The sequence below is a fragment of the Bradyrhizobium sp. T-1 genome (genome assembly GCF_053592855.1).
The window spans coordinates 4,521,247-4,545,551 of sequence record NZ_CM132115.1; the positions used below are offsets into that span (position 1 = coordinate 4,521,247).

Consider the following 24,305-nt stretch of genomic DNA (forward strand, 5'->3'; position numbering starts at 1 on the left):
AGAGCATGACATCCAACCGGTTCGATCTCCGCGGCAAGGTCGCGATCGTCACGGGAGGCAATGGCGGCATTGGCCTCGGGCTGGCGCACGGTCTTGCCGACGCCGGCGCCGATATCGCCGTGATCGGACGCAACGAAACCAAGTCGGCCGCAGCCGTCGCCGATCTCAGAGCACGCGGCGTGAAGGCGATCGCCGTCACCACCGACGTCACCGACAAGGCGGCGGTCGGGGCCATGATCGACCGCGTGGTGAAGGAGCTCGGCCGCATCGACATCCTGATCAACAATGCCGGCATGAGCATCCGCAAGCCGCCGCACGAGCTCGAGCTCGACGAGTGGAACAAGGTCATCGACACCAACCTGACCAGCGCCTTTGTCTGCTCGAAGCTCGCCTATCCGGCACTGAAGGCGTCAGGCAACGGCAAGGTGATCAATATCGGCTCGATGATGTCGATCTTCGGCGCGAGCTTCGCGACCGCCTATGCGGCGAGCAAGGGCGGCATCGTGCAGTACACGCGCGCATGCGCCAATGCCTGGGCGCCCGACAACATCCAGGTCAATGCGATCCTGCCGGGCTGGATCGACACCGATCTCACCCGCGGCGCGCGGAAGCAGGTGTCGGGCCTGCACGAGCGCGTGCTGGCGCGTACGCCTGCGGGGCGCTGGGGCGACATCGACGACTTCGCCGGCATCGCCGTATTCCTCGCCTCGCCCGCTTCGAACTTCGTCACGGGCACCGCGATCCCCGTCGACGGCGGGTTCTCGGTGATGGCGTAGGCCGTCGCCGCGGCTGCACGCAAAAAAGAAGCCCCGGTGGAAGCCGGGGCTTTTAATTTGATCGTGATCTTTTCTTTGATTGGTCGTTTGTTGCTCAGTAGCGCGCGATCACAGGCGCGTCGAACTTGTAGCTGGCGCGGACGACAGCCCACTGGATGTCACGCGGCTTGGCATCGAACGTGTAATTGCCCGAGGTGCCGCCGAGCTGGTAGGTCTGGCTGCCGAAGGCGGCGTAATTGTATTCGAGGCCGACGATCCAGTTGCGGGTGACGCCGTATTCCCAGCCGGCGCCGACGGTCCAGCCGTTGGCCCAGTGGGTCTGACCGCCCGACCCCGTCGCCGGAGCGACCGTGTCACTGACGCTGAGACGGTTGTTGACGCCGGCGTAGCCTCCCTTGACGTAGAACAGGTTGTTCTGAACCGCGAAGCCAGCGCGACCGACGACAGTCGCCAGAACGTTGGCGCGCCAGGAGAACACGTCGTCACCGGCACCGAAGGCGGTATTGGTGAACGAGCCCTTGTTGTCGAGGCCCGAGATCGTGCCTTCCATGCCGAACACGTAGTTGTTGGCCTGCCAGTTGTAGCCGATCTGGGCGCCGCCCATGATGCCGGCACCGCGCTGACGATAGCCCTGGCCCGGCGTCAGATCGCCGAACGGCGCGCCGACGCCATTGTTGATGAACTGCTCGTTGGTCCAGGCGCCACCGATGTGGCCACCGACATAGAAACCGGTCCAGTTGAATAGCGGCTCGATATAAGCAGGCGCCTTGGTGTACGGACGCGCGGCGAGATCGGCGGCGGAAGCAGCGCCGGTCGAAACCAGAGCAGTCGTGCAGGCGAAGGCAGCAATCAATTTGTTACGCATGGTACACCCCGTGTCCTTTGATGGGCGCACGCTCACACGCAGTTCTTACTCAAATTTGAATCAAGAAAGTTAAGGCGCCGGATTGCCGTCTGGCCGGCTTTGAATCCCTCGGCGCTGTTGCACGCGCGCAACGCGAAAGCTGCAATTTAACGCGACATTATCCCTACCAAATCCCTGCATCAGGAGACCGCCGCAGCTCTCGAATGCACGTGCTCGGGTCGCACGCCGAACGCAATGAAGCGCGCCGGGATGCCCTGAAGCCACGGCAGTGCGGTGATCAGACGCACGATCAGCGGCACCTTGAGCGGCCGGTCGCCGCCCTTCAGCGCGCCGCTGATGATGTTGTTCTGGACGATCACCTGCATCGCCTGCGTCATCTTCACCGGAAACTCGCGGCGGCGGCGTACGGCATCGAGCTCATGCTCGGACGGACAGCCGCGCGTCAGCGCGTCCGCAAGCAGATTGGCTGCGGCGACCGCATCCTGAACGGCCAGATTGACGCCGACGCCACCGACCGGCGACATCGCATGCGCGGCATCGCCAATGCACAGCAGCCCGGGCCGCGTCCAGCGGCCCAGACGGTTGATCGCGACGGTCAGCAATTTGACGTCGTCGAAGCTCTTCACATCGGCAACGCCACGCTTGAGCACCGGCGCCATGCGCACGACATCCTCGAGCAGCGCCGGCAATCCCCTCGCCTTCACCGCTTCGTATTGTCCCTTGGCGATGACATAGGCGCATTGCCAGTAGTCGCCGCGATCGAAGGTAACCATCATCTTGCCGGACTCGACACGGGCGAACAAATTTTCGGTCTCGTCGGGAGTTCGCCCGGCGCGGAACCACAGGACGTCCATCGGCGCGCCGATTTCCTCCACGCTGAGGCCTGCGCGCTCGCGCACGGTCGAATGCCGGCCATCGCAGGCGATGGTGAGATCGGCCTCGATGTCGACGATGCCGTCTGGCGTCCTCGCACGCACGCCGGCAACGATTTCGCCGTGGCGGATCAGGTCGACCGCCTCCGTATTCATCAGCACCCCGAGCGAGGCGAAGCGCTTGCCGGACTCGCGCAGGAAATTGAGAAAATCCCATTGCGGCATGAAGGCGATGAACGGGTACTTCGTGTTCAACCGGCGCAGATCGGCGATCCGCACCTTGGAGCCACCGATCAGGCCGTCCATCGTCTGCAGCCGCTGATGCGGGAGCTTGAGGAAACCATCGATCAGGCCGAGCTCGTCCATCACCTGAAGCGTCGAGGGATGCACGGTATCGCCGCGAAAATCGCGGAAGAAATCGGCGTGCTTCTCCAGCACCACGACATCGATGCCGGCGCGTCCCAGGAGATAGCCGAGCATCATGCCCGCAGGCCCGCCGCCGACGATACAGCAGCGGACTCTTCGGCCGCGCGATGCGGGCTGTTCCGAGGTGACTGTGTCCATGACCCGACTTTCGCTGCCATCGCTCAGGCGATTGTAGCGCCGGCGGGCGCCGGGACCATGTTCAATTGTTGCTGCGGTTGGCCGTCCGGAAGCTCTTGACCTCGGACACACTGCCGTCGCGATAGGTCAATTCGACGGACATGAACTGGGTCGCCGGCGGCAGCTTCTCATAGAGCAGCATGCCGGCCGTGATGGCAGAGGGATCGCGGAGATCGCAGGGCGGCAGCTTCAGCACCTTGTCCGGCACCGCCGTGTCGATGCCGATCCTGACCTCGCGGATCGCGCAACGATACGACACCAGATGCGAGTAGTAGACCAGCAGCCCGTTGAACTGGCGGAACGACAGCCAGCTCGTGGCGGTCATATCAAGGATCTTGCGCTGATCGCGGATCAGCGCCGCTTCGGGATCGAACTTGATCGGGAACGGGCCCTGCATGTCGCCGGACGCATCGACGTAACGCACCTCGATGGTGCCGGCCTGCGCATCCGGAGGCAGCTCGATCGACGGGTTCGGCATCCGCTTGCGCGTGCGCGGGTCGAGCGTGTCGATGAAGCCGGTCTCGCGGAAATCGCCGCTGCCGGCCATGCGCCAGGACACGCCGAGCGTGGGATCGGCGAAGGAGAACGTCACGCTCCAGCCGCCATTGTGGCGCGAGAAACTCGCGATCGGCGCGTTGGTGGTCTCCTCCTTCGGTACGCGCGGCACCGACACCGGCGGCAAAGCCGCAACCTTTTGCGGCGGCGGATCGGCCGGACGCGCGGCGGCGGCTGCCGCGTCCTTCGCAGCGCCACTGAGGAAGACGTCGTCGACCATCTGGTCGAAATATACCGGCACCTGCTTGTGCCTGACGGTGTCGGCCATCTCGCTGACGAGACGGCGCGTGTGCTGCGCGACCTGAACCAGGTTCTCGCCGGGCTGGAGCAGCTCCCTGGCGAAGGTGCGCGTGAACACCGAGTTCGGGTTGGCATCGTCATTGGAGAGGCGATCGAGCGCGGTCTGGCGCGGCCCCGCCGAGAACACCGAGAACACGCCCTCGGGCAATTGCGTCATCGGCGCAAGGCCGCCGCCACCGGCGACTGCGCGCGTGCCTGATCGTTCGAACGGATTGTTGCGGCAGGCGTCGAACACCAGGATCGAGGTGCGCGCCTTCTTGTTCTGCAGACGCTCGACGACGCGATCGGCGAGAATGGAGGCGTCGCGCACCAGCTCTTCCTGGCCTTCGGTCGCGGCCGGCACGTCGGTCGGCAGCAGATAGTTCTGGCCCGCGATCTCAAAACCGTGGCCGGCGTAGAAGAAGAACGCGGTATCGCCGGGCTCGATCGCCCGGTCGAAGGCGAGCAGCGTTTCGGCGAATTGCTGACGGTTCTGGTTTTCGGCGACCATCACCTGGAAGCCGAGCTGCTTCAGCGTGTCTCCCATGGTGCGGGCGTCGTTGACGGCCTTGAGGAGTTTTGGAACGTTCTTGTAGTCGTTGTTGCCGACGACGAGCGCGACGCGCTTTTCGGCGTGTGCAGGGCCTGCGAAACCGCTGAGGCTCGCCGCCAGGCCAAGCGCCGCCAAAATTCTGAAAACCCGACGCGTCATCTCAGTGTTCCCGCTTCTGAACGGCTCCCCGCAGGCTCCATGCGGGACCTTACGCCGTTGATGTGATAGTCGGTCCAGCCGTAACGGCGGTTCAACCGGCGCGCCCGAGCAGTTCCATCACCTGACCTATGGCAGATTCCGCCGGAATCTGCTTTTTCTTTGGCGGAATTCCGTTCGAGACGAGGGGCTGCCGTGGTTCGCTGGTGCACCGACGAGGTCGAGCCGCACGACCGCTTCGACTTTTGGCGCGAGGTGCGCGCCAAGGGGCTGTTCGGGGTCACCGCAGAACTGGAGCGCGAACGGCGCGGCGACTTCCACGGTGAATTCTCGCTGAGCCAGGTCGGCAATGGCGCCCTGGTCGAGCTGAAGGCTTCGCCCTATGCCGTCGAACGCAGCCAGGCCGACATCAGCGACGCCCCCGGTGACAGCATCTGCGTCTACCAGCAACTCGGTGGCGGCGGCTGGTTCGGCGGCATGCGCTCCAGCGATTTTGCGATTGCCAATGGCAGCTTCGCCACCAGCCACACCGACCTGCCCTACCGCACCAAGCCGCTGGGCGCCTCCGGCTTCCACCTGCGTATTCTGAAGATCCCCGTCAGCGGCCTCGCGACACAGGACAAGCGCATGCGCGAGCTGGCGCCCAAACCCTTCATCGATCCTGCTCTGGCGCCGCTGCTCGACGCTTGCTTTACCGATCTCGGCGAGACGGCCGCGAATGATGGGTCGCCTGGCGCCCTGCCGCTGGTGCAGGCGCTGGGACATCTGGCGCTGATCGAACGTGGCATCGTCAGGCCGGGCAGCCGGCGCGGACAGGCCGCGCTGCGAACCGCCCGCCTGTCGCTGGCGCGGCGCCTGATCGCACGACATCTCGAGGATCCGGATCTGGCGCCGACACGGGTGGCCGACCTGCTCGGCGTCTCCGTGCGGCACCTGCACATGCTGTTTGAGGTCGCCGACCGCAGCTTCTCCCAGACCGTGACCGAAGAGCGGTTGAAGAGAAGCCGCCGCTTGATGCGTGAAGCGCCGGAGCGGCTGATCGCAGATATCGCCGCCGCCTGCGGTTTCGAGAGCCTGGCGACCTACTACCGGGTCTTCAACGCCGCCTACGGCATGGCGCCCGGCGATTTCCGCGCCCAGGCAGCAGGGAGGCGTTAACCCTCGGGCCGGCTGCCGCGGCAAAAAGCCGAGCTACGCCCGCTATTTGGGCAAAAACCTTAGGGTTTTAAGGACCTTCCCGTGCCTGCTGCATTGACTTTGGCCGATTCCGCCCTATGTTCCGGGTCGACGCGGCTCGGTATCGAAGAGCGATTCCTGAGCTTGGCGCTTTGTTCGCGTGAGTCAGCACCCCCAGCTTCTTTGAGAGCGCGCCGTTTCGGGGTGGAACGCGACAGCCTTTTTACTCTCGATTCCGAACGGCGGTTTCGACCAGAGGCTCAATGTCCTTTTCCAATCTCGGACTGTCCGAAAAAGTCCTCGCCGCAGTGGCGGCCACCGGTTACACCAATCCCACCCCCATTCAGGAACAGGCGATCCCCCACGTCCTCGCACGCAAGGACGTGCTCGGCATCGCCCAGACCGGCACCGGCAAGACCGCGGCTTTCGTGCTGCCGATGCTCACCATTCTCGAAAAGGGCAGAGCGCGCGCGCGAATGCCGCGCACGCTGATCCTGGAGCCGACCCGCGAGCTCGCAGCCCAGGTGAAAGAAAACTTCGACCGCTACGGCGCCGGCCAGAAGCTCAACGTCGCCCTCCTGATCGGCGGCGTCTCCTTCGGCGACCAGGATGCCAAGCTGACGCGCGGCGTCGACGTGCTGATCGCCACCCCGGGCCGTCTGCTCGACCATACCGAGCGCGGCGGCCTGCTGCTCACCGGCGTCGAACTGCTCGTCATCGACGAAGCCGACCGCATGCTGGACATGGGCTTCATTCCCGACATCGAGCGCATCTGCAAGCTCGTTCCTTTCACGCGGCAGACCCTGTTCTTCACCGCGACCATGCCGCCGGAAATCCGGCGCATCACCGAAGCTTTCCTGCACAATCCGCAGAAGGTCGAAGTCTCCAAGCCCGCCACCACCGCCGTCACCGTCACGCAGTCGCAGGTCCCCGCCGGACGCGAGGCGCATGAAAAGCGCGAGCTGCTTCGCCGCCTGCTGCGCGAGGCCAAGGATCTCAAGAACGCGATCATCTTCTGCAATCGCAAGCGCGAGGTGGCGATCGTTCACAAATCGCTTCAGAAGCACGGCTTCAGCGTCGGCGCGCTGCATGGCGACATGGACCAGCCGGCCCGCATGGCCGCACTCGAGCAATTCCGCAAGGGCGAGCTTCCCCTCCTCGTCGCCTCCGACGTCGCCGCCCGCGGCCTCGACATTCCCGAGGTCAGCCACGTCTTCAATTTCGACGTCCCCCATCATCCCGACGATTACGTCCATCGCGTCGGCCGCACCGGCCGTGCCGGCCGCACCGGCACCGCGATCTCGATCGTGACGCCGCTCGACCAGAAGTCGATGGTGGCGATCGAGAAGCTGATCGGCCAGAGCATCCCCCGCGCCGAAGGCGACTACGAAGTGCATGCGGATTCGGGTGAGCAGAGCGACCGTTCGCGCGAATCGCGCGGCCGTGAGCGTTCTCGCGGCGGACGCGGCAAGCCACAGCGCGAGCGCGGCCCGCGCGGTCGTGATCGTGAGCGCAGCCACGAGCCGCGCGCCGAAGCGAGCCTCTCGGCCGACGCAAGGCCTGCAGCCGAGGCACGGCCCACCGGCGAAGCTCGGCCGGCGCGCGAGGCGAGGCCGCCGCGCGAAGCCAGGCAATCCGAGGCGCGTCATGGTGCGCGCCAGCAGGCCAACAATTCGCACGTGCCGTCGATTGGCCGCCCCGAACCGCGCCGCCAGCGCGAGGTCGACACCGAGCCCGGCGATCACTCGCATCTCCCCGCCTTCTTGTTGCGGCCGGTCCGCTCCCCCGCCGGGGCCTGACATCACGATACACGCCTGAGTTGAGCTGCCGGCCGTTTACCGACCGTTCATGATCGTCCGTTAGCCTACGAACATAATTTAAGCATTGCTGCGGTCGCGCGCGCACCGACCGCTGTGGGGTATGTTCTGTGGTCAAGGTTCTCGACGAACACGAACGCACGATGGCGTTCGCCGAGGTGGCGCTCGGTCAGATCCGGTCGTTGAAGCAAACCGCAATTCCCCGCAATTACGAGATCTGGTACGTCTACGCGACCGGCTACAACGCCCCGCTCAACAAGATCATCAACGAGACGCTCGCGCGCAACGGCAAGCTGACCGAAGCCGATCTCGAACAGATCTACGATACCTATCTGTCTCACATCAAAACCACCGACCGCATCGACAAGGTCGGCGCACGCGTCATCGGCGAGATCGACGACGTGATGACTGTGCTGAGCGATGCGCTCGGCATGACCGGCGCCTACGATGCCAGTCTGTCGGGTGCGAGCGAGCAATTGACCTCGGCCAAGAGCCCCGAGCAGGTCAGGACGATCGTCGAAGCCCTGCTGCGCTCGACCAGTGAGATGCGCGAGATCAACAAGACGCTGGAAGACCGGCTGACACTGTCGAAGAACGAGATCAGCAATCTCCAGCAGAGCCTCGAGGCAATCCGTGCCGAGAGCCTGACAGATCCTTTGACTGGTCTCGGCAACCGCAAATATTTCGACCGCATGATCGGCATGGCCGTACAGAGCGCACTTGCCGGTGGTGAGCCGCTGTCGCTGTTGCTGCTCGACATCGACCACTTCAAGTCGTTCAACGATTCCTACGGCCATCTCACCGGCGACCAGGTGCTCCGGCTCGTTGGCCTGTCGCTGAAGCAGACCATCAAGGGCCAGGACATCACGGCACGCTATGGCGGCGAGGAATTCGCGGTGGTGCTGCCCAACACCGCGCTGCGCCAGGCCCTCACCGTCGCCGACCATATCCGCCGCGCCGTGATGGCGAAGGAATTGAAGAAGAAGTCCACCGGCGAGATCCTCGGTCGCGTCACCATCTCCGTTGGCGTCTCCTTGCTGAAACAAGGCGACGACACCGACGCACTGATCGAGCGCGCGGATGCCTGCCTCTACGCCGCCAAGCGCAACGGCCGCAACCGCGTGATCTGCGAAGTCGACCCGGAATACGCGGTCGAGACACACAATCGGGTGGCTTGAGGCGAGTAAGGGGCCTGCGGGATCCGACCCTGCTTGACATTCCAAGCTGACGAACGACATCTTCCTCGCCAATTCGCAGCGAGGACTCGTCATCGTGCCCAATCCTCATGATTTTCACACGCCGCAACCGTCCTACACCAAGGACGAGCTGCTGAGATCGAGCGAAGGTGGCTATTTCGGTCCGGGCAACGCGCAATTGCCGGCGCCGCCGATGCTGATGATGGACCGCATCACCGAGATCAGCCTGGACGGCGGCGAGTTCGGCAAGGGCCATATCGTCGGCGAGCTCGACATTGTGCCGGATCACTGGTTCTTCGACTGCCACTATCGCGGCGATGCGATGATGCCGGGAAGCCTCGGCCTGGATGCGATGTGGCAGATGGTCGGCTACTGGCTCGGCTGGTCAGGCTCGCCCGGCAAGGGCCGCGCCATCGGCGTCGGCGAGGTCGAGGTCACGGGGACGATCACGCCCGAGACGCGATCCGTGCGCTACGAGGTTGCGATGCGGATGGTCCGCCGCGGCAAGCTCGTGCTCGGGATCGCGGATGGGCGCGTGGTTGCCGACGGCGTGTCTGTCTTTGTGGCGAAGGATATGCGCGTTGGCCTGACCAAGGCCGCAGATTAAGGACTCGTAGGGTGGGCGCATCGCGCCGTGCCCACGCGCTCTCGCGATGACAATCCTAATCGTGGGCACGCTCCGCTTTGCCCACCCTACAGCACCATCTTCTTGGCTGCCTTCTTGGCCGACCGCTTCTTCGGTACGGCCTTTTTCGTAGGCTTGCTCGCCTTCTTCCCCTTCGGCCGCTTCTTCACCTTGGCGCGCTGGGCAGCGGCGAGTGCCGCCCTCGCCCATTGCGCCAGCTCCTCGGAATCGTCGAACAGGCGTGCGGGCAGCTCCCAGTACGAGTTCACCAGCACGGTCTTGGCGCGGGTCGAATACTGGAACGGTTTTGAGCCTTCCGCTTCAAAGTCCGGGATGGTCACCTCGTCGGCGCGAAAGAACAGGCCGGCGCGCAAGGCGAGCGCGAAGTTGATGCCGTCGGCGGAGACGCCATAGCCGGAAAACATCTTGCGAATGGCGACGGGGCCGAAATCGGCGAACAGGTCGATCAGGAATTCGCGGTCCATGGCCAACTTTCTCCGCAACGTCGTCCTGGCGAATGCCAGGACCCATTACCACAGGGAGAAGTTTAGCGAAGACTGTCGGTACTGACATCTCGGATCGCCGAGAGATCACGCGGTATGGGTCCTGGCATTCTCCAGGACGACAGCGGAGTGAAACGACGGAGCCGGGCTTACCCGTCGATCTTGGCCGGACGCAGCTCGACCGACTCGCCGCAGCCGCAAGCCGAGATCTGGTTGGGATTGTTGAAGACGAACTGGGCCTGCATCTTGTCGGTCTTGTAGTCCATCTCGGTGCCGAGCAGGAACAGGACGGCCTTGGGATCAACCAGGATCTTGACGCCCTTGTCCTCGACGACCTCGTCGGTCGGGCGGATCTCGTGAGCGTATTCGACCGTGTAGGACTGGCCGGCGCAGCCACCGTTCTTGACGCCGACGCGCAGGCCGACGATCTCGGAATCGGCGCGGCTCGTCAGTTCGCTGATGCGCTGGGCCGCTGCATCCGTCAGCCGCATCACCTGCGGGCGGGGCCGCCGGGGCTTCGGAGTGGATGCTGGTGTTGCCTGTGTCATGTCAGTGATGTGGTCCGTTGCGAAGCGAATTCAATATCGGGGGTACGCGTCACCACATGTTGAGCACGAGGCGAGCCTCGTCGCTCATGCGCTCCGGCGTCCAGGCCGGCTCCCAGACGACCTTGACGTCGACCACGCCGACGCCGGGAACGCTTGCGACCGCGTTCTCGACCATGGTCGGCAGCTCGCCGGCGGCCGGGCAGTTCGGCGTCGTCAGCGTCATCTGAACGTCGACGGAACGATCGTCCTTGATCTCGACCTTGTAGATCAGGCCGAGCTCGTAAATGTCGGCGGGGATTTCCGGGTCGAAAACGGTCTTGAGGCCGGCGATGATCTCGGCGGTGAGACGCTCGGTCTCCTCCGGCGGCAGCGCCGAATGAGTCTCCATCGGATTGGCTTTGATTTCGGCCGTGTCACTCATGCGAACAAATCCCGCGCCTTGAGCAGCGCCTGTGCCAGATGATCGACTTCTTCCCGCGTATTATACATGCCGAACGAGGCGCGGCAGGTGGCGGTCACGTTGAACCGCTCTAAAAGCGGCATCACGCAATGGGTGCCGGCGCGCACTGCGATGCCCTGGCGGTCGATCACGGTGGCGACGTCATGAGCGTGTGCGCCCTTGAGCTCGAAGGAGATCACCGGTCCCTTGCCGCGGGCGGTGCCGATCAGCCTGACCGAGTTGATCTCGCGCAGCTTCTCCTGGGCATAGGTGGTGAGGTCGTTCTCGTGCGCGGCGATGCGCTCCTTGCCGATCGAATTGACGTAATCGATGGCGGCGCCAAGACCGACGGCCTCGACGATCGCGGGCGTGCCCGCTTCGAACTTGTGCGGCGGATCGCCATAGGTGACGACATCACGCGAGACCTCGCGGATCATCTCGCCGCCGCCGTTAAAGGGGCGCATCGCGACGAGGTGGTCGTACTTGGCCCAAAGCACGCCGATGCCGGTCGGACCGTATACCTTGTGGCCGGTGAAGACGTAAAAGTCGCAGCCGATGTCCTGGACGTCGACCGGCAGATGCACCGCGCCCTGGCTGCCGTCGACCAGCACGGGAATGCCGCGGGCGCGGGCGATCTTCACGACGTCCTTGACTGGGACGATGGTGCCGAGCGCGTTCGACATCTGCGTGATCGCGACCAGCTTGGTCTTCGGCGTCAGCAGCTTCTCGAACTCGTCGATGAGGAAGTTACCCTCATCGTCGACCGGCGCCCACTTGATCACGGCACCCTGGCGTTCCCTGAGGAAATGCCACGGCACGATGTTGGAGTGGTGCTCCATGATCGAGATGACGATCTCGTCGCCCTCTTTGATGTTCGGCCCGCCCCAGGACGACGCGACGAGGTTGATCGCCTCCGTGGCGTTGCGGGTGAAGATCACTTCCTCGGTTCGAGCAGCATTGATGAACTGCGCCACCTTGGTGCGGCCGCCCTCGTAAGCCTCCGTCGCCGCATTGGCGAGGTAGTGCAGCCCGCGATGCACGTTGGCGTATTCGCTCGTATAGGCCTGCGTCATGCGGTCGAGCACGGCGCTCGGCTTCTGCGCCGAGGCGGCGTTGTCGAGATAGACCAGCGGCTTGCCATAGACCTGCATGGCGAGCGCCGGAAAGTCCTGGCGCACGCGCGCGACGTCATAGACGCCGTTCTTGACTGCGGGATGCGTGCTCATGACCGCCGCTCCAGCCAGCGCTCGGCAATGCCGATCACGTGCTCGCGAAGGCCATCATCGGCGATCTGCTCGATCGCCTCGCCAACGAACGCCTGGATTAGCAGCGCCTGGGCCTGCTTCTCCGGCAGGCCACGGGCCTTCAGGTAGAACAAGAGGCTGTCGTCCAACGCGCCGGCGGTGGCACCGTGGCCGCAGGAGACGTCATCGGCGAAGATCTCGAGCTCCGGCTTGTTGTCGGCCTCGGCTTCGTCCGAGAGCAGCAACGCACGGGTCATCATCTTGCCGTCGGTTTTCTGCGCGTCGGGACGAACGATGATGCGGCCCTGAAACACCGAGTGGGCGCGATCGTCGATCACGGCACGGAAGACTTCGCGGCTGACGCAGTTCGGCACGGCATGGTCGACCACCAGCGTGGTGTCGCCATGCTCGGTCTTCTGCAGCAGGTTGACGCCATTGGCCGAGAGCTCGCTGCCCTCGCCTGCCAGCGTGATGAAACCCTGCAGGCGGCTGACCGCGGCCCCCGTGGTCATGTTGAAAAAGTTGAACTTCACATTGGCGCCGATGGTGACGAAATGCGACGAGACGTTCACGGCGTCAGGCGCATCGTCCATCAGGCGGATATGTGCGACATCGGCATCGTCGCCGACCGTGACGATCAAGGCGTCGTTGACCTGGTAGGCCTTGGCGCCAGCCGCAACGAAGCTCTCGACGATGGTGGCACGCGCGCCCTTCCCGATCGCGACTTGCGAGCGGGTGAAGCCAGATGCGGAAGCTGCCGTCGCAATGTGGATGATCTGGATCGGCGCGGACAGCTGCGTGCCGTCGGCAATCGACAGCACCACACCGTCGGTCGCCATGGCAGCGTTCAGCGCGATCACGGCGTCGGTGGCGGCGGTCGTCAGCAGACCCGAGTCTTTCTCCAGCGCTTCCCGCAACGTCTTGAAGCTCACCTCGGAGGCAAGCGCCTTGACATCGGACAGATCAGCCGCGAACACACCGTCAACCAGCACCAGCTTGCGGGCGCCCACGATCGCGTGTGTCTTCACGGCGTCCGCAGCGCGCTTCAGCGCGGCCGCATCGGGCGCGGCTGCCAGCGGCGGCACCTCGCCGACCAGCGCGCGCAGGTCGGTGTATTTCCATTCCTCGATCCGGCGGTGCGGCAGGCCGAGACGCTCATAGGTCTCGAACGCCTCGCGGCGGACCGCGATTACGGAAGGCGAACCCGCCAGGCGGCCTTCGGCGCTGGCGAACAGATCGCTCACCGCGCGGCCACCTCCGGTCTTAGCCACAGCAACGTTCATCGCAAAATTCCTTACGCGGCATCCTCGAACTGGGCGTAGCCGGACGCTTCCAGCTCCAGCGCCAATTCCTTGCCGCCGCTCTTCACCACACGGCCCTTCGACATCACGTGCACGACGTCGGGCACGATGTAGTTCAGCAGCCGCTGATAATGGGTGATCACGACCATCGCACGGCCCGGCGAGCGGAGCGCGTTGACACCGTCGGCCGCGATGCGCAGCGCGTCGATGTCGAGGCCCGAATCCATCTCGTCGAGGATGCACAGGCTCGGCTCGAACAGAGCCATCTGCAGCACCTCGTTGCGCTTCTTCTCGCCGCCGGAGAAGCCGACATTGACGCCGCGCTTGAGCATGTCCTGCGGAATGTTCAGCGACTTCGAGACCTCGCGGACCTTCTTCAGAAAGTCCGGCGTCGAATATTCGCTCTCGCCGCGCGCCTTGCGCTGTGCGTTCAGCGCCGTGCGCAGGAAGGTCATGGTGGCGACGCCGGGAATCTCGACCGGGTACTGGAACGCCAGGAACACGCCCTTCGCGGCGCGCTCGTTGGGATCCATTTCCAGAAGGTCCTCGCCCTTGAACAGGATCTGGCCGTCGGTGACCTCATAACCGGGCTTGCCGGCGATGACGTGGGAGAGCGTCGATTTGCCGGAGCCGTTCGGCCCCATGATCGCGTGCACCTCGCCCTCGTTCACGGTCAGCGTCAGCCCGTGGAGGATCTCACGCTCCTCGACACGAACCTTGAGGTCTTTCACTTCAAGCAAAGCCATCTTGGTATCCAGTTTATTCAATTGATGTTTGAGCGCCGTGGCGCACCGCTGGGGTCGGCGATCAGCCAACCGACCCTTCAAGCGAGATCGAGATCAGCTTCTGCGCTTCCACCGCGAATTCCATCGGCAGTTGCTGCAGCACATCCTTGACGAAGCCGTTGACGACGAGGCCGACAGCCTCTTCCTGGCTGAGGCCGCGCTGGATGCAGTAGAACAGCACGTCCTCGGAGATCTTCGACGTCGTCGCCTCGTGCTCGAACGTCGCCGACGAGTTCTTGGCCTCGATGTACGGCACGGTGTGCGCGCCGCATTTGTCGCCGATCAACAGCGAGTCACATGCGGTGAAATTGCGCGCGCCGGTCGCTTTCCGGTGCGCGGTGACGAGACCGCGATAGGTGTTCTGCGATTTGCCGGCGGCGATACCCTTCGAGATGATGCGGCTCGACGTGTTCTTGCCGAGATGGATCATCTTGGTGCCGGAATCGACCTGCTGGAAGCCGTTCGAGATCGCGATCGAGTAGAACTCGCCGCGCGAATTGTCGCCGCGGAGAATGCAGCTCGGATACTTCCAGGTGATCGCTGAACCCGTTTCGACCTGGGTCCAGGAGATCTTGGAATGGTTGCCGCGGCAGTCGCCACGCTTGGTGACGAAATTGTAGATGCCGCCCTTGCCTTCCGAATTGCCGGGGTACCAGTTCTGCACAGTCGAATATTTGATCTCGGCGTCGTCATGCGCGACGAGCTCGACCACGGCGGCATGCAGCTGGTTCTCGTCGCGCTGCGGAGCGGTGCAGCCTTCGAGATAGGAGACATAGGAACCCTTGTCCGCGATGATCAGCGTGCGCTCGAACTGGCCGGTGTTGCGCTCGTTGATGCGGAAATAGGTCGACAGCTCCATCGGGCAGCGCACGCCCGGCGGCACGTAGACGAACGAGCCGTCGGAGAACACCGCCGAGTTCAGCGTGGCGTAGAAATTGTCCGAGGTCGGAACCACCGAGCCGAGATATTTCTGCACCAGTTCAGGGTGCTCGCGGATCGCTTCCGAGATCGGCATGAAGATCACGCCGGCCTTCTTCAGCTCCGCCTTGAAGGTGGTCGCAACGGAGACCGAATCGAAGACGGCATCGACCGCGATCTTGCGACGCGCGGGATCTTGCTCGCCGGGCTTGGGCTCGACGCCTTCGAGCATGGCGACTTCCCGCAAGGGAATGCCGAGCTTCTCGTAGGTCTTCAGGATCTCCGGATCGATCTCGTCGAGCGAGGTGACCGTCTTCTTCGGCTTCGGCGCGGCGTAGTAATAGAGATCCTGGAAGTCGATCTTGGGATAGTCGACACGCGCCCAGGTCGGCTCGGTCATGGTCAGCCAGCGCCGATAGGCATCGAGCCGCCACTGGAGCATCCAGTCGGGTTCGTTCTTTTTCTGCGAGATGAACTTTACGATCTCTTCCGACAGCCCCTTGGGAGCCTTCTCGGAGTCGATCAGGGTCTCAAACCCATAACGATACTGGTCGACGTCGATGCGCTTCACGCGCTCGACCGTCTCTTGTACGGCTGGCATTCCATCCTCCGCTCGCGGTTTCAAGGACCGCGGTGGATCAAACTCGAACGACTATTACGATGTTTCTGTGCGGAAAGCACGGGCTTAGAACAGTTCAAGCCGTGTTTCGTCGCTTAGGCTCTAAGTAGGGTATTACCGAGCTTTCGCCAAGCCTCTAACGTCCTATTGATGTCCGCCGGTTCCGTGGACCAGCCCAGACTGAGACGCACCGCTCCCTGGGCAACGGTGGCATCGAATCCCATGGCCGAGAGCACGTGGGAGGGCTGAACCTTCCCGGAGGAGCAGGCGGAACCGGAGGAGACCGCGATGCCTTCGAGGTCGAAGCCGATCACGGCGGTCTCGGCCTTCAGACCCGGCGCAGTGAAGAGAACGGTATTTGGCAACCGCGCAACCTGATCCGCGAAGATCGTCGCGCCGGCGATCGCCCGAAGGCCGTTTTCCAAGCAATCTCTAAGGGTTGTCATGCGCTCCGCATCCTCCGGCAGAGCCTGAAGCGCAGCTTTCACCGCCGCGCCGAAGGCCGCGATACCGGCGACATTCTCGGTTCCCGCCCGCCGGCCGAGCTCCTGCCCGCCACCGCGCAGGACCGGTTCCAACCCAGCAAGCCCCTCCGCCACGATCAGCGCACCGACGCCCTTCGGACCACCGATCTTGTGCGCAGAAAAGGTCGCAAGGTCCGCGCCTATCGCATTAATATTGAACGCAATTTTGCCGAGCGCCTGAATCGCATCGACGTGCAGAAGGCCGCCGGCCTCGCGGACGATCCGCGCCGCCTCCGCGACCGGCTGGAGCGTGCCGGTCTCGTTATTGGCCGCCATGACCGAGACCAGCGCCGGCGGGCCGTCGGCGAGCAGAGCGCGGAGATGATCGAGATCGACGATCCCGGAGCGCGTGACCCGGATCTGGCTGATGCGCTCTGCCGGGAACCGGCCCCCCGCCAGCACCGAGGCATGTTCGATCGCGGAGACCAGAAGCCGCTGCACCGGCTCGCCCGCCCCCCCGCGCAGGCCGGGTGACAGCGCCAGCGCATTGGCTTCGGTTCCGGCGGACGTGAACACGACGTTCCGGGGCAGCGCGCCCACCGCGGCCGCCAGCGTGGCACGGGCCTCCTCGACCAGCCGCCGTGCTTCCCGCCCCTCGGCATGGACCGAGGACGGATTGCCAATCCGCTCATAGGCGGCGACCATCGCCGCCCGCGCCTCGGGGCGCAGCGGCGTGGTCGCATTCCAGTCGAGATAGACGCGGTTTGGCATGGCGCCCTCTTAGCACCTTTTGCCATCACGCCAATTGGAAGCGCATCAGGCTGGCTGTTGCCGCGCGATTCCGGCGGTTGAACGGGGTTCCATCCGCAGCCCGAACAGCGGACGCAGCCAGCCAATGCGCCGCGCGACTTCGTAACTGACCAGACAGGTGAGCGCGGTGCCCGCGATCACGATGGCGGCCTCGCTTCCAGCAGACAGTCCGCTGTCCCGCAGCGCGTGCGCGATCACGATGATCGCGGTCTGATGCACGATGTAATAGGGGAAGATCGCATCGGTCAGATAGCGGCGCACCGGACCATCGGCCGTCAAATGGCGTCGTGCAAAGCCGAGAACGGCCACCATCGCGATCCACTGATAGCAGCCATAGACCGAGCCGGCGAACCATCGCAGCATCAGCGACCGCGGGAACCAGCCGGCATAAATGAGGATGAAGGCGGTGAAGCAAGCGGCACCAAGCGCCAGCGCCACCCACCGTTGCCGCTCGATGTCATGCCAGACACGATCTTGGCGCGCGAGCAGGAAACCGATCAGGAATGCGGTCGCGTAGTCCGCGTGGTTGTACCAGTCGCCGAACAGCGCATGCGTCGATGGAAAGATCGGTGACAGAAACAGCCGCCAGGCGGCAAACAGCAGGCACGGAAGCAGCAGCCACGGGCCTGTAAGCGCGGCCGCCAACTTGTCACCAATCCGATCTGCGGCCGTCGGCCACAGGGACAGCACGCCAGCCAGGGCCATCGTATAGACCCAGAGATAGACCACGAACCAGAGATGGTTCCAGGTCGGCTGCACGATGCAGGGGTTCGGACAAAACTGCGCGCTGAACGCCAGATAATGGTGGAGATAGTAGTCGGCGAAACCTGCCGGATAGCCGAGGCTCTCGACGATCTGGAGATAGGATTGCGGCGGCACGATCACGAGCATGCCGAAGATCAGCGGTATCAGCAGCCGCATCGACCGCGCGCGGACGAACGCGGCGAGGCGGACCTTCCTCAGCATGAAACGGCTGGCAACCCCGGAGACCAGGAACAGCAGCGACAGCCGCCAGGGATTGAGCACCAGCATCACGGGCTCGAGCCAGGTGAGCCGGTGCTCGCTCTTGATGTGAAATCCCCAGGACACGTAGAGCATGCCGACGTGGTAGAAGATCAGGAGCCCAAAGGCTAAAATCCGCACCCAGTCCAGATCGACGCGTCGTTCCGGGTTTGATGCTTGCTGCGGTGTTGACATGGTTCTCTGCTCCTTGACGGCTCGGCAAATGCGGTTTTCGAGCCATGGCTGACGGCCAAAATGCCCCCGAAACGGAGCCCGTCGAGACGGTTTGGGATCAGAACCGAGCGCCAGGGGATGAGGTGTCGCCATCAGGGACGAGCGGTTGGTCCCGCGGGATCAGTGGCGATTGGATGATGTTCGCGGCGATGGCCGCCATTGCGCTCGCCATCGGCATCGTCAACGCGCTCTCCGGCGCGCAGGACGCTGCCTGGCGCGGCGACAGCGCCGATATCGGCCGGCGCCTCTTCTGGGAGATGACGAGCATCATCGTTATCCTGGCGTTGGTGCCGATCCTGATGCTGGCGGTCCGGCACATGCGCCAGACGCCGGGCCTGGCGGCGCGGACCGGGATGGGTGTGGCCGCCCTGCTCGGCTTCTCGGCCCTTCACATCGCCGGCATGGTGGCCTTGCGGAAACTCACGCTCTGGCTCGCGGGCAGTGCCTACGACTTCCATTTCTCGCTGGCGTCAGTCCTTTATGAGTTCCGCAAGGATGCGGTGACCGCATTGCTGATCGGGGCCACGCTCTGGCTGCTCGAAAGCCGTCGCGAGCTGCGCAGGGCCGCACAACAAGCCCTGTCCATGCCAGCCGCCCTGCAGGAGCAACCGTCTCCCGATTTGGTCTGGCTCCGGGATGGCACCAGCCGCATTCGCGTCGCGCCGCGCGACATCCTGTGGGTCGCCTCTGCCGGCAACTACATCGAATACAGCCTTGCAAACGGCACCCAGCACCTGATCCGCGGGACGCTCGCTGCGACTGAAAGCGAGCTCGCCCGCTTTGCCATCGTGCGCGTTCACCGGACGAGACTTGCCAATCTCGACCGGGTCAGCGGCGTGGACTTCAAGCCGTCGGGGGATTTCGAGCTCACATTCGACAATGGCAAGACGCTGGGCGGCAGCCGCCGCTATCGGCCCGCTGTCGCCGCGCTCGGAGGCCGCACAGCACCGGCGTGAATCGCTCGCGGGAGTGCCCGACGGTCGATAAACGACCGTGATTCCAATCAGTTGCCGCCTCAAATGCGAGGCTGGCCAACACCTCGTTCAATTCCAGCCGCACTTGGCGTGACACCGGGATGGCCGGCTAAGCACTTGAGCTCATTGATAGATGCCGAAGATGCTTGCTTTTTGCCCCGCAGCCTATGTTAGAACGCGGCCGTCAAGTCACCGCGCGCCGATCGCGCATCACCGCGAGGCGCACGCCTTCTCATCCTTCCATTCGCGCTTTCGTCGGCACCTGCCGATGAGGCCACAATCGATTGATTGCCAAGGACCAGCTCTCCAGCACATCAATCAAGAGATCATCGATGCCTGAAGTTATTTTCACCGGCCCCGCCGGCCGTCTCGAAGGCCGCTATCACCCGGCCAAGCAGAAGAACGCGCCGATCGCGATGATCCTGCATCCGCATCCGCAGTTTCACGGCACGATGAACCATCAGATCGTGTACCAGTGCTACTACGCCTTTGCGCATCGCGGCTTCTCGGTGCTGCGCTTCAACTTCCGCGGCGTCGGCCGCAGCCAGGGCTCATTCGACCACGGCACCGGCGAACTGTCGGACGCGGCGGCAGCCCTCGACTGGGCACAGACCATCAATCCCGAAGCGCGCGCCTGCTGGGTCGCCGGCTTCTCCTTCGGTGCCTGGATCGGCATGCAGCTCTTGATGCGCCGTCCCGAGGTCGAAGGCTTCATCTCGATTGCGCCGCCGGCCAATCTCTACGACTTCTCGTTCCTTGCGCCCTGCCCGTCGTCGGGCCTGATCGTGCATGGCGAGAAGGACGCGGTGGTGCCGCCGAAGGACGTCAACACGCTTGTCGAGAAGCTGAAGACGCAGAAGGGCATCGTGATCGACCAGCAGGTCATTCCAGGCGCCAACCACTTCTTCGACGCCAAGCTCGAGCCGCTGATGGAAACCATCACGGCGTATCTGGACATGCGTCTCGCCAACGTGCGGTAAGAATGACATGGCCGCGTTTGTAGCTCTGCTGCGCGCGGTCAATGTCGGAGGCACCGGCAAGCTGCCGATGACCGAGCTCAAGGCGATGTGCGAAGAGCTCGGCTTTGGCGCCGTGCGCACCTACATCGCCAGCGGCAATGTGGTCTTCACCAGCCGCAAATCGGAATCCGCAGTCAAGGCCGCGCTGGAAAAGCGTTTGCACACCTACGCCGGCGCGCCGGTCGGTGTGCTCGTGCGCAGCGCTGCGGAGATGGCGCGGGTTTTCGCCGACAATCCATTTCCCAAGATGGCGCCCAACCGCACGGTCGCGATCTTCCTCGACAAGGCGCCGCCTGCGGATACGCTCGCCGGAATTCGCGGTCAGAAGAACGAAGAGGTCAAGCTCGGCCGCCGCGAGATCTACGTGCATTACGGCGACGGTATGGGAACGTCAAAACTCGCGATTCCCGCTGCCAAGCTTGGCACGGCGCGCAACATGAACACGATCGCGACGCTGGCGAAAATGGCCGCGGAACTCTAGTGGCTGGCAGGATGGGCAAAGCGCAGCGTGCCCACCATCTCTCCACCATTGCAGCAGGCGCGGTGGGCACGCTTCCGCATCGCTCTTCGAGCGACGCCGGAAGCTTTCCCCCTAAAAGAATTCCGTCAGGCCGCGAGCTTGAGCAAATGCGCGTCGTGCCGCACGAGGAAGGCGCGCAGCAATTGCACATAGTCTGCGCCGACTGCGGTGCGGACGCTCGGACGTTTCGTGAGCTCCGCGCGCCAGGCACGGACCTTCGGCAGATCGCGGAAAATGCCGTGATCGGTCAGCTCGTCGAACAGATCGAAATAGCGGAAGACCGGTGCAAACACCGCATCGACCAGGCTGAACGCCTCGCCTGCGAAATAAGGTCCGGCGCCGAGCGCCGCTTCCACGCGCGCGAATTTTGCCGCAAGTGCCTGGCGCTTGCTCTCGAACGTCCCCGGATCCGTCGTGGTCTCCAAGCCCCAGAGATCGCCAAGGATCGCCGAGCCGAACTCCATCCAGGCACGGTGCTCGGCGCGCTTCAACGCATCCGCCGGATGCAGCTTCGCGCCGCCTTGCGTCTCCTCGATGTATTCGCAGATCACATTGCTCTCGAACAGCGCGACCTCGCCCTGCTCCGTCGTCACCACCAGCACCGGCACCTTGCCGAGCGGCGAAAGCTTTAAGAACCAGTCGGGCTTGCTCGCGAGATCGATATCGATCCGCTCGAACGGAACGCCCTTCTCCTTCAGCGCGATCACCGCGCGCTGCACGTAGGGGCAAAGCTTGTGGCTGATCAGTTTCAATGAAGCGGGCGTTCCGCGTGAAGCAGTCATGGCCATGATCCCGGCGGTTAGATGCAGTCGCATCTAAGATAGATGCATTTGCATTTATCTGTCAAGATCAATGCGTTTGCATTAATCGACCGTGACCTTTGGGCAGTCCTTCTTAGGGCCTCGCGATCACCCCGCCCGTCATCGGCATCGGCACGCCTGTGGTGGCCGGATAGGACAGCGGCAGGCCCTTCAGGCCGCGGGCGGCAAGGAAGCCGAAGGCCTGCGCCTCGATCGCATCGGAGGCCCAACCCAGCGTTTCCGCGGCCTCGACCGTGGCCGAGCCGACGCGCTCCCGCAGCATCCGCATCATGGTAAGGTTGCGCGCGCCGCCGCCGCAGACGATCCAGCTTCGCGGCCGTCGCGGCAGCAAGGGGACGATGCGCGCGATCGCAGCCGCAGTGAAGGCGGTGAGCGTCGCAGCGCCATCGGCCGGCGCGACGTCGCCAAGCCTCAAGGCCGCAAAGTCGTTGCGGTCGAGCGATTTCGGCGGCGGAAGAGCGAAGAACGGCAGCTCCAGCGCCTTTGCGATCCAGGCCTCGTCGGCCTTGCCGAGGGCTGCGAATTTCCCTTCGGTATCGAACGCCTGGTTCATGGTGCGGTACATGAAATCGTCGAGCAGCGCGTTGCCCGGACCGGTATCGCAGGCGATCAGCGTATCGTTTTCGTCGATATAGGTGATGTTGGAGACGCCGCCGATGTTGACCACGACGATCGGTCCTTCGCGCGCCAGCGAATTGGCGAGCGCGCGGTGGTAGACCGGCACGAGGGGCGCGCCCTGCCCGCCGGCCTCGACGTCGGCGGCGCGGAAATCGTGCATGACAGGGATATGGATGGCCCGGGCCAGCGCCGGCGCATCGCCGATCTGCACCGTCAGCCGCCGCTCAGGCCGGTGCAGCACGGTCTGGCCGTGAAAGCCGACGATGTCGATCTCCTCAGGCTTCATCCGGTTCTGGGCGACGAAAGCGGCGACCGCCTCGGCATGCGCCAGTGTCACCGCGCGCTCGGCCGCGGCCAAAATCCCCGGCCGGGCGTCGCGTTGCGACAGATGCACAGCCTCGGACAACGCCTGGCGCAGCAGACTGCGCTCCGCCGGGCTATAGGGCCGGTAACCGGACGGTCCGAATGCTTTCACCTGCTTTCCGTCGGTTTCGATGAGCGCGACGTCCACCCCGTCCAGCGAGGTGCCGCTCATCAAACCGAGTGCCGTCAACATCATGGATCAGCGTCCTCAAAACCCTACCTCCGGCATGCCGATCTTGTGCCAGAGGGGTACATCTTATAATGCCACAGCGCCAAGTGGCGGGCAGCAATCGAGTTCCCACGAAAGACCCTTAAATTGCTCCCAAAACAGTAAACCAAGAATTGTCAGGCACGCCGACAGATGACTGCATTTAAATCGGATTTCCTCAACACCCTGCAGGAACGTGGATTCATCCACCAATGCTCCGATTTCGAGGGGCTGGACGCCCTCGCCGCCAAGGGCGAGGCGATCGCCTATGTCGGCTACGACTGTACCGCTCCCTCGCTGCACATCGGCAACTACCTGACCATGATGCTGCTGCACTGGTTTCAGCAGTCCGGCAACAAGCCGATCACGCTGATGGGCGGCGGCACCACCATGGTCGGCGATCCCTCCGGCAAGGACGAGACGCGCGCGATCCGCACCGTCGCCGAGATCGAGGCAAACAAGGCCTCGATCCGTGGCGTGTTCGCAAAAGTGCTGCGCTATGGCGACGGCAAGAGCGACGCTGTCATGCTGGACAATGCGGAGTGGCTGACCAAGCTCAACTGGATCGAGATGCTGCGCGACGTCGGCCGGCATTTCTCGGTCAACCGCATGCTGACCATGGACTCCGTGCGCCTGCGCCTCGAGCGCGAGCAGGAGATGAGCTTCATCGAGTTCAACTACATGATCTGCCAGGCCTACGACTTCGTCGAACTGGCCAAGCGGACCGGCTGCCATTTGCAGATGGGCGGCTCGGACCAGTGGGGCAACATCATCATGGGTGTCGATCTCGGCCGCCGCATGGGCACGCATCAGCTGTTCGCGCTGACGACGCCGCTGCTGACGACCGCCTCGGGCGCCAAGATGGGCAAGACGGCGCAAGGCGCGGTGTGGCTCAATGCCGACCAGTTCTCGCCCTATGATTTCTGGCAGTACTGGCGCAACACCGAGGACGCCGACGTCGGCAAATTCCTGAAGCTGTTCACGACCCTGCCGCTGAACGAGATCAAGAAGCTCGAAACGCTCGGCGGCTCGGAGATCAACGAGGCCAAGAAGGTGCTCGCAACGGAAGCGACCGCGCTGCTGCATGGCCGCGACGCAGCCAACGAAGCGGCCGAAACCGCGCGCCGCACCTTCGAGGAAGGCGCGCTCGCCGAAAGCCTGCCGACGGTGGAAATTCCGCGCGGCGAGCTGGAGGCCGGGCTCGGCGTGCTCAACGCCTTCGTCAAGGCGGGCCTCGTCGCCTCCAATGGCGAGGCGCGCCGCCAGATCAAGGGCGGCGGCCTGCGCATCAACGACGAGCCGGTCGCCGACGAGAAGATGGCACTGTCGGCGGCCAATCTGACGCCGGAAGGTGTGATCAAGCTGTCCTTCGGCAAGAAGAAGCACGTCCTCATCCGACCTGCATAGGCGTATGAGCTTTTGATGCTTGTCAGGGCGTGCCG

General features: G+C 64.0%; 23 protein-coding genes. 9 read left to right on the forward strand and 14 right to left on the reverse strand.

Features of this window, described 5'->3' with window-relative positions; translation table 11 throughout:
* Positions 1–5 precede the first annotated feature (5 nt).
* Entirely contained in the window at positions 6–776 is a 771-nt protein-coding gene (locus ACWAT4_RS22000; protein WP_212427737.1) for an SDR family NAD(P)-dependent oxidoreductase, read from the forward strand.
* Positions 777–870: 94 nt separating this feature from the next.
* Here the strand turns inward: ACWAT4_RS22000 and ACWAT4_RS22005 are convergent, their stop codons facing one another.
* The 3 genes from ACWAT4_RS22005 to ACWAT4_RS22015 form a co-directional block, all read right to left on the reverse strand.
* Positions 871–1,641 carry an outer membrane protein gene (locus ACWAT4_RS22005; RefSeq protein WP_212299678.1) on the reverse strand — a complete coding sequence of 257 codons (771 nt, stop codon included), beginning with the start codon at positions 1,639–1,641 and terminating at the stop codon, positions 871–873.
* A 179-nt stretch (positions 1,642–1,820) separates the two neighbouring features.
* Positions 1,821–3,077 carry an FAD-dependent oxidoreductase gene (locus ACWAT4_RS22010; RefSeq protein WP_449728054.1) on the reverse strand — a complete coding sequence of 419 codons (1,257 nt, stop codon included), beginning with the start codon at positions 3,075–3,077 and terminating at the stop codon, positions 1,821–1,823.
* Between the two features lie 61 nt (positions 3,078–3,138).
* A complete protein-coding gene (locus ACWAT4_RS22015; protein WP_212299676.1) occupies positions 3,139–4,662 on the reverse strand; it encodes a caspase family protein in 1,524 nt (507 codons plus the stop codon).
* Between the two features lie 192 nt (positions 4,663–4,854).
* Here ACWAT4_RS22015 and ACWAT4_RS22020 point away from each other — a divergent pair, with 192 nt between their 5' ends.
* The 4 genes from ACWAT4_RS22020 (at position 4,855) to fabA (ending at position 9,455) form a co-directional block, all read left to right on the forward strand.
* Positions 4,855–5,817, forward strand: coding sequence for a helix-turn-helix transcriptional regulator (locus ACWAT4_RS22020; RefSeq protein ID WP_212427741.1), 963 nt, complete (start codon positions 4,855–4,857; stop codon positions 5,815–5,817).
* Positions 5,818–6,098: 281 nt separating this feature from the next.
* Positions 6,099–7,634 (forward strand): DEAD/DEAH box helicase, encoded by a 1,536-nt coding sequence (locus ACWAT4_RS22025; RefSeq protein WP_212299674.1) that lies wholly within the window; start codon positions 6,099–6,101, stop codon positions 7,632–7,634.
* Positions 7,635–7,762: 128 nt separating this feature from the next.
* Entirely contained in the window at positions 7,763–8,830 is a 1,068-nt protein-coding gene (locus ACWAT4_RS22030; protein WP_449728055.1) for a GGDEF domain-containing protein, read from the forward strand.
* A gap of 94 nt (positions 8,831–8,924) precedes the next feature.
* On the forward strand, positions 8,925–9,455 hold the full coding sequence (gene fabA / locus ACWAT4_RS22035) for a bifunctional 3-hydroxydecanoyl-ACP dehydratase/trans-2-decenoyl-ACP isomerase (RefSeq protein WP_212299672.1): 531 nt from the start codon (positions 8,925–8,927) through the stop codon (positions 9,453–9,455).
* A gap of 86 nt (positions 9,456–9,541) precedes the next feature.
* On the opposite strand, the gene ACWAT4_RS22040 is transcribed toward fabA, so the two are convergent.
* The 9 genes from ACWAT4_RS22040 to ACWAT4_RS22080 all read right to left on the reverse strand — a co-directional run bounded on the left by ACWAT4_RS22040 (position 9,542) and on the right by ACWAT4_RS22080 (position 18,301).
* Positions 9,542–9,958 (reverse strand): TfoX/Sxy family protein, encoded by a 417-nt coding sequence (locus ACWAT4_RS22040; protein ID WP_212299671.1) that lies wholly within the window; start codon positions 9,956–9,958, stop codon positions 9,542–9,544.
* Between the two features lie 167 nt (positions 9,959–10,125).
* Positions 10,126–10,524 carry a HesB/IscA family protein gene (locus ACWAT4_RS22045; RefSeq protein ID WP_212299670.1) on the reverse strand — a complete coding sequence of 133 codons (399 nt, stop codon included), beginning with the start codon at positions 10,522–10,524 and terminating at the stop codon, positions 10,126–10,128.
* 49 nt (positions 10,525–10,573) lie between these two features.
* Complete coding sequence (locus ACWAT4_RS22050) at positions 10,574–10,945, reverse strand: SUF system Fe-S cluster assembly protein (protein ID WP_212427745.1); 372 nt, start codon at positions 10,943–10,945, stop codon at positions 10,574–10,576.
* The gene (locus ACWAT4_RS22055; protein ID WP_449728056.1) at positions 10,942–12,189 is read right to left on the reverse strand and encodes a cysteine desulfurase; all 1,248 of its coding nucleotides are present in this window, start codon (positions 12,187–12,189) and stop codon (positions 10,942–10,944) included. Before ACWAT4_RS22055 ends, ACWAT4_RS22050 begins: the two co-directional genes overlap by 4 nt.
* On the reverse strand, positions 12,186–13,490 hold the full coding sequence (sufD, locus tag ACWAT4_RS22060) for a Fe-S cluster assembly protein SufD (protein WP_449728057.1): 1,305 nt from the start codon (positions 13,488–13,490) through the stop codon (positions 12,186–12,188). The genes ACWAT4_RS22055 and sufD overlap by 4 nt, the downstream gene beginning before the upstream one ends.
* Positions 13,491–13,501: 11 nt before the next feature.
* Positions 13,502–14,254: a Fe-S cluster assembly ATPase SufC gene (gene sufC, locus ACWAT4_RS22065; protein ID WP_212299667.1), complete on the reverse strand. Its 753-nt coding sequence runs from the start codon at positions 14,252–14,254 to the stop codon at positions 13,502–13,504.
* 61 nt (positions 14,255–14,315) lie between these two features.
* Positions 14,316–15,812 (reverse strand): Fe-S cluster assembly protein SufB, encoded by a 1,497-nt coding sequence (sufB, locus tag ACWAT4_RS22070; RefSeq protein ID WP_212427748.1) that lies wholly within the window; start codon positions 15,810–15,812, stop codon positions 14,316–14,318.
* A gap of 113 nt (positions 15,813–15,925) precedes the next feature.
* A complete protein-coding gene (locus ACWAT4_RS22075; protein ID WP_449728058.1) occupies positions 15,926–17,065 on the reverse strand; it encodes a cysteine desulfurase family protein in 1,140 nt (379 codons plus the stop codon).
* A gap of 45 nt (positions 17,066–17,110) precedes the next feature.
* Positions 17,111–18,301 carry an acyltransferase family protein gene (locus ACWAT4_RS22080; RefSeq protein ID WP_449728059.1) on the reverse strand — a complete coding sequence of 397 codons (1,191 nt, stop codon included), beginning with the start codon at positions 18,299–18,301 and terminating at the stop codon, positions 17,111–17,113.
* Between the two features lie 173 nt (positions 18,302–18,474).
* On the opposite strand from ACWAT4_RS22080, the gene ACWAT4_RS22085 reads away from it, so the two are divergent.
* The 3 genes from ACWAT4_RS22085 to ACWAT4_RS22095 all read left to right on the forward strand — a co-directional run bounded on the left by ACWAT4_RS22085 (position 18,475) and on the right by ACWAT4_RS22095 (position 20,814).
* Positions 18,475–19,296: a LytTR family DNA-binding domain-containing protein gene (locus ACWAT4_RS22085; protein WP_449728060.1), complete on the forward strand. Its 822-nt coding sequence runs from the start codon at positions 18,475–18,477 to the stop codon at positions 19,294–19,296.
* A gap of 350 nt (positions 19,297–19,646) precedes the next feature.
* Positions 19,647–20,294 (forward strand): alpha/beta hydrolase, encoded by a 648-nt coding sequence (locus ACWAT4_RS22090; protein ID WP_014495555.1) that lies wholly within the window; start codon positions 19,647–19,649, stop codon positions 20,292–20,294.
* A 7-nt stretch (positions 20,295–20,301) separates the two neighbouring features.
* Positions 20,302–20,814, forward strand: coding sequence for a DUF1697 domain-containing protein (locus ACWAT4_RS22095; protein WP_449728061.1), 513 nt, complete (start codon positions 20,302–20,304; stop codon positions 20,812–20,814).
* 125 nt (positions 20,815–20,939) lie between these two features.
* On the opposite strand, the gene ACWAT4_RS22100 is transcribed toward ACWAT4_RS22095, so the two are convergent.
* Both ACWAT4_RS22100 and ACWAT4_RS22105 read right to left on the reverse strand, forming a co-directional pair.
* The gene (locus ACWAT4_RS22100) at positions 20,940–21,635 is read right to left on the reverse strand and encodes a glutathione S-transferase family protein (protein ID WP_212443581.1); all 696 of its coding nucleotides are present in this window, start codon (positions 21,633–21,635) and stop codon (positions 20,940–20,942) included.
* A 112-nt stretch (positions 21,636–21,747) separates the two neighbouring features.
* Positions 21,748–22,851 (reverse strand): anhydro-N-acetylmuramic acid kinase, encoded by a 1,104-nt coding sequence (locus ACWAT4_RS22105; protein WP_449728062.1) that lies wholly within the window; start codon positions 22,849–22,851, stop codon positions 21,748–21,750.
* A gap of 165 nt (positions 22,852–23,016) precedes the next feature.
* Between ACWAT4_RS22105 and tyrS the strand changes: the two genes are divergently transcribed.
* Entirely contained in the window at positions 23,017–24,270 is a 1,254-nt protein-coding gene (gene tyrS / locus ACWAT4_RS22110) for a tyrosine--tRNA ligase (protein ID WP_449728063.1), read from the forward strand.
* Positions 24,271–24,305 lie beyond the last annotated feature (35 nt).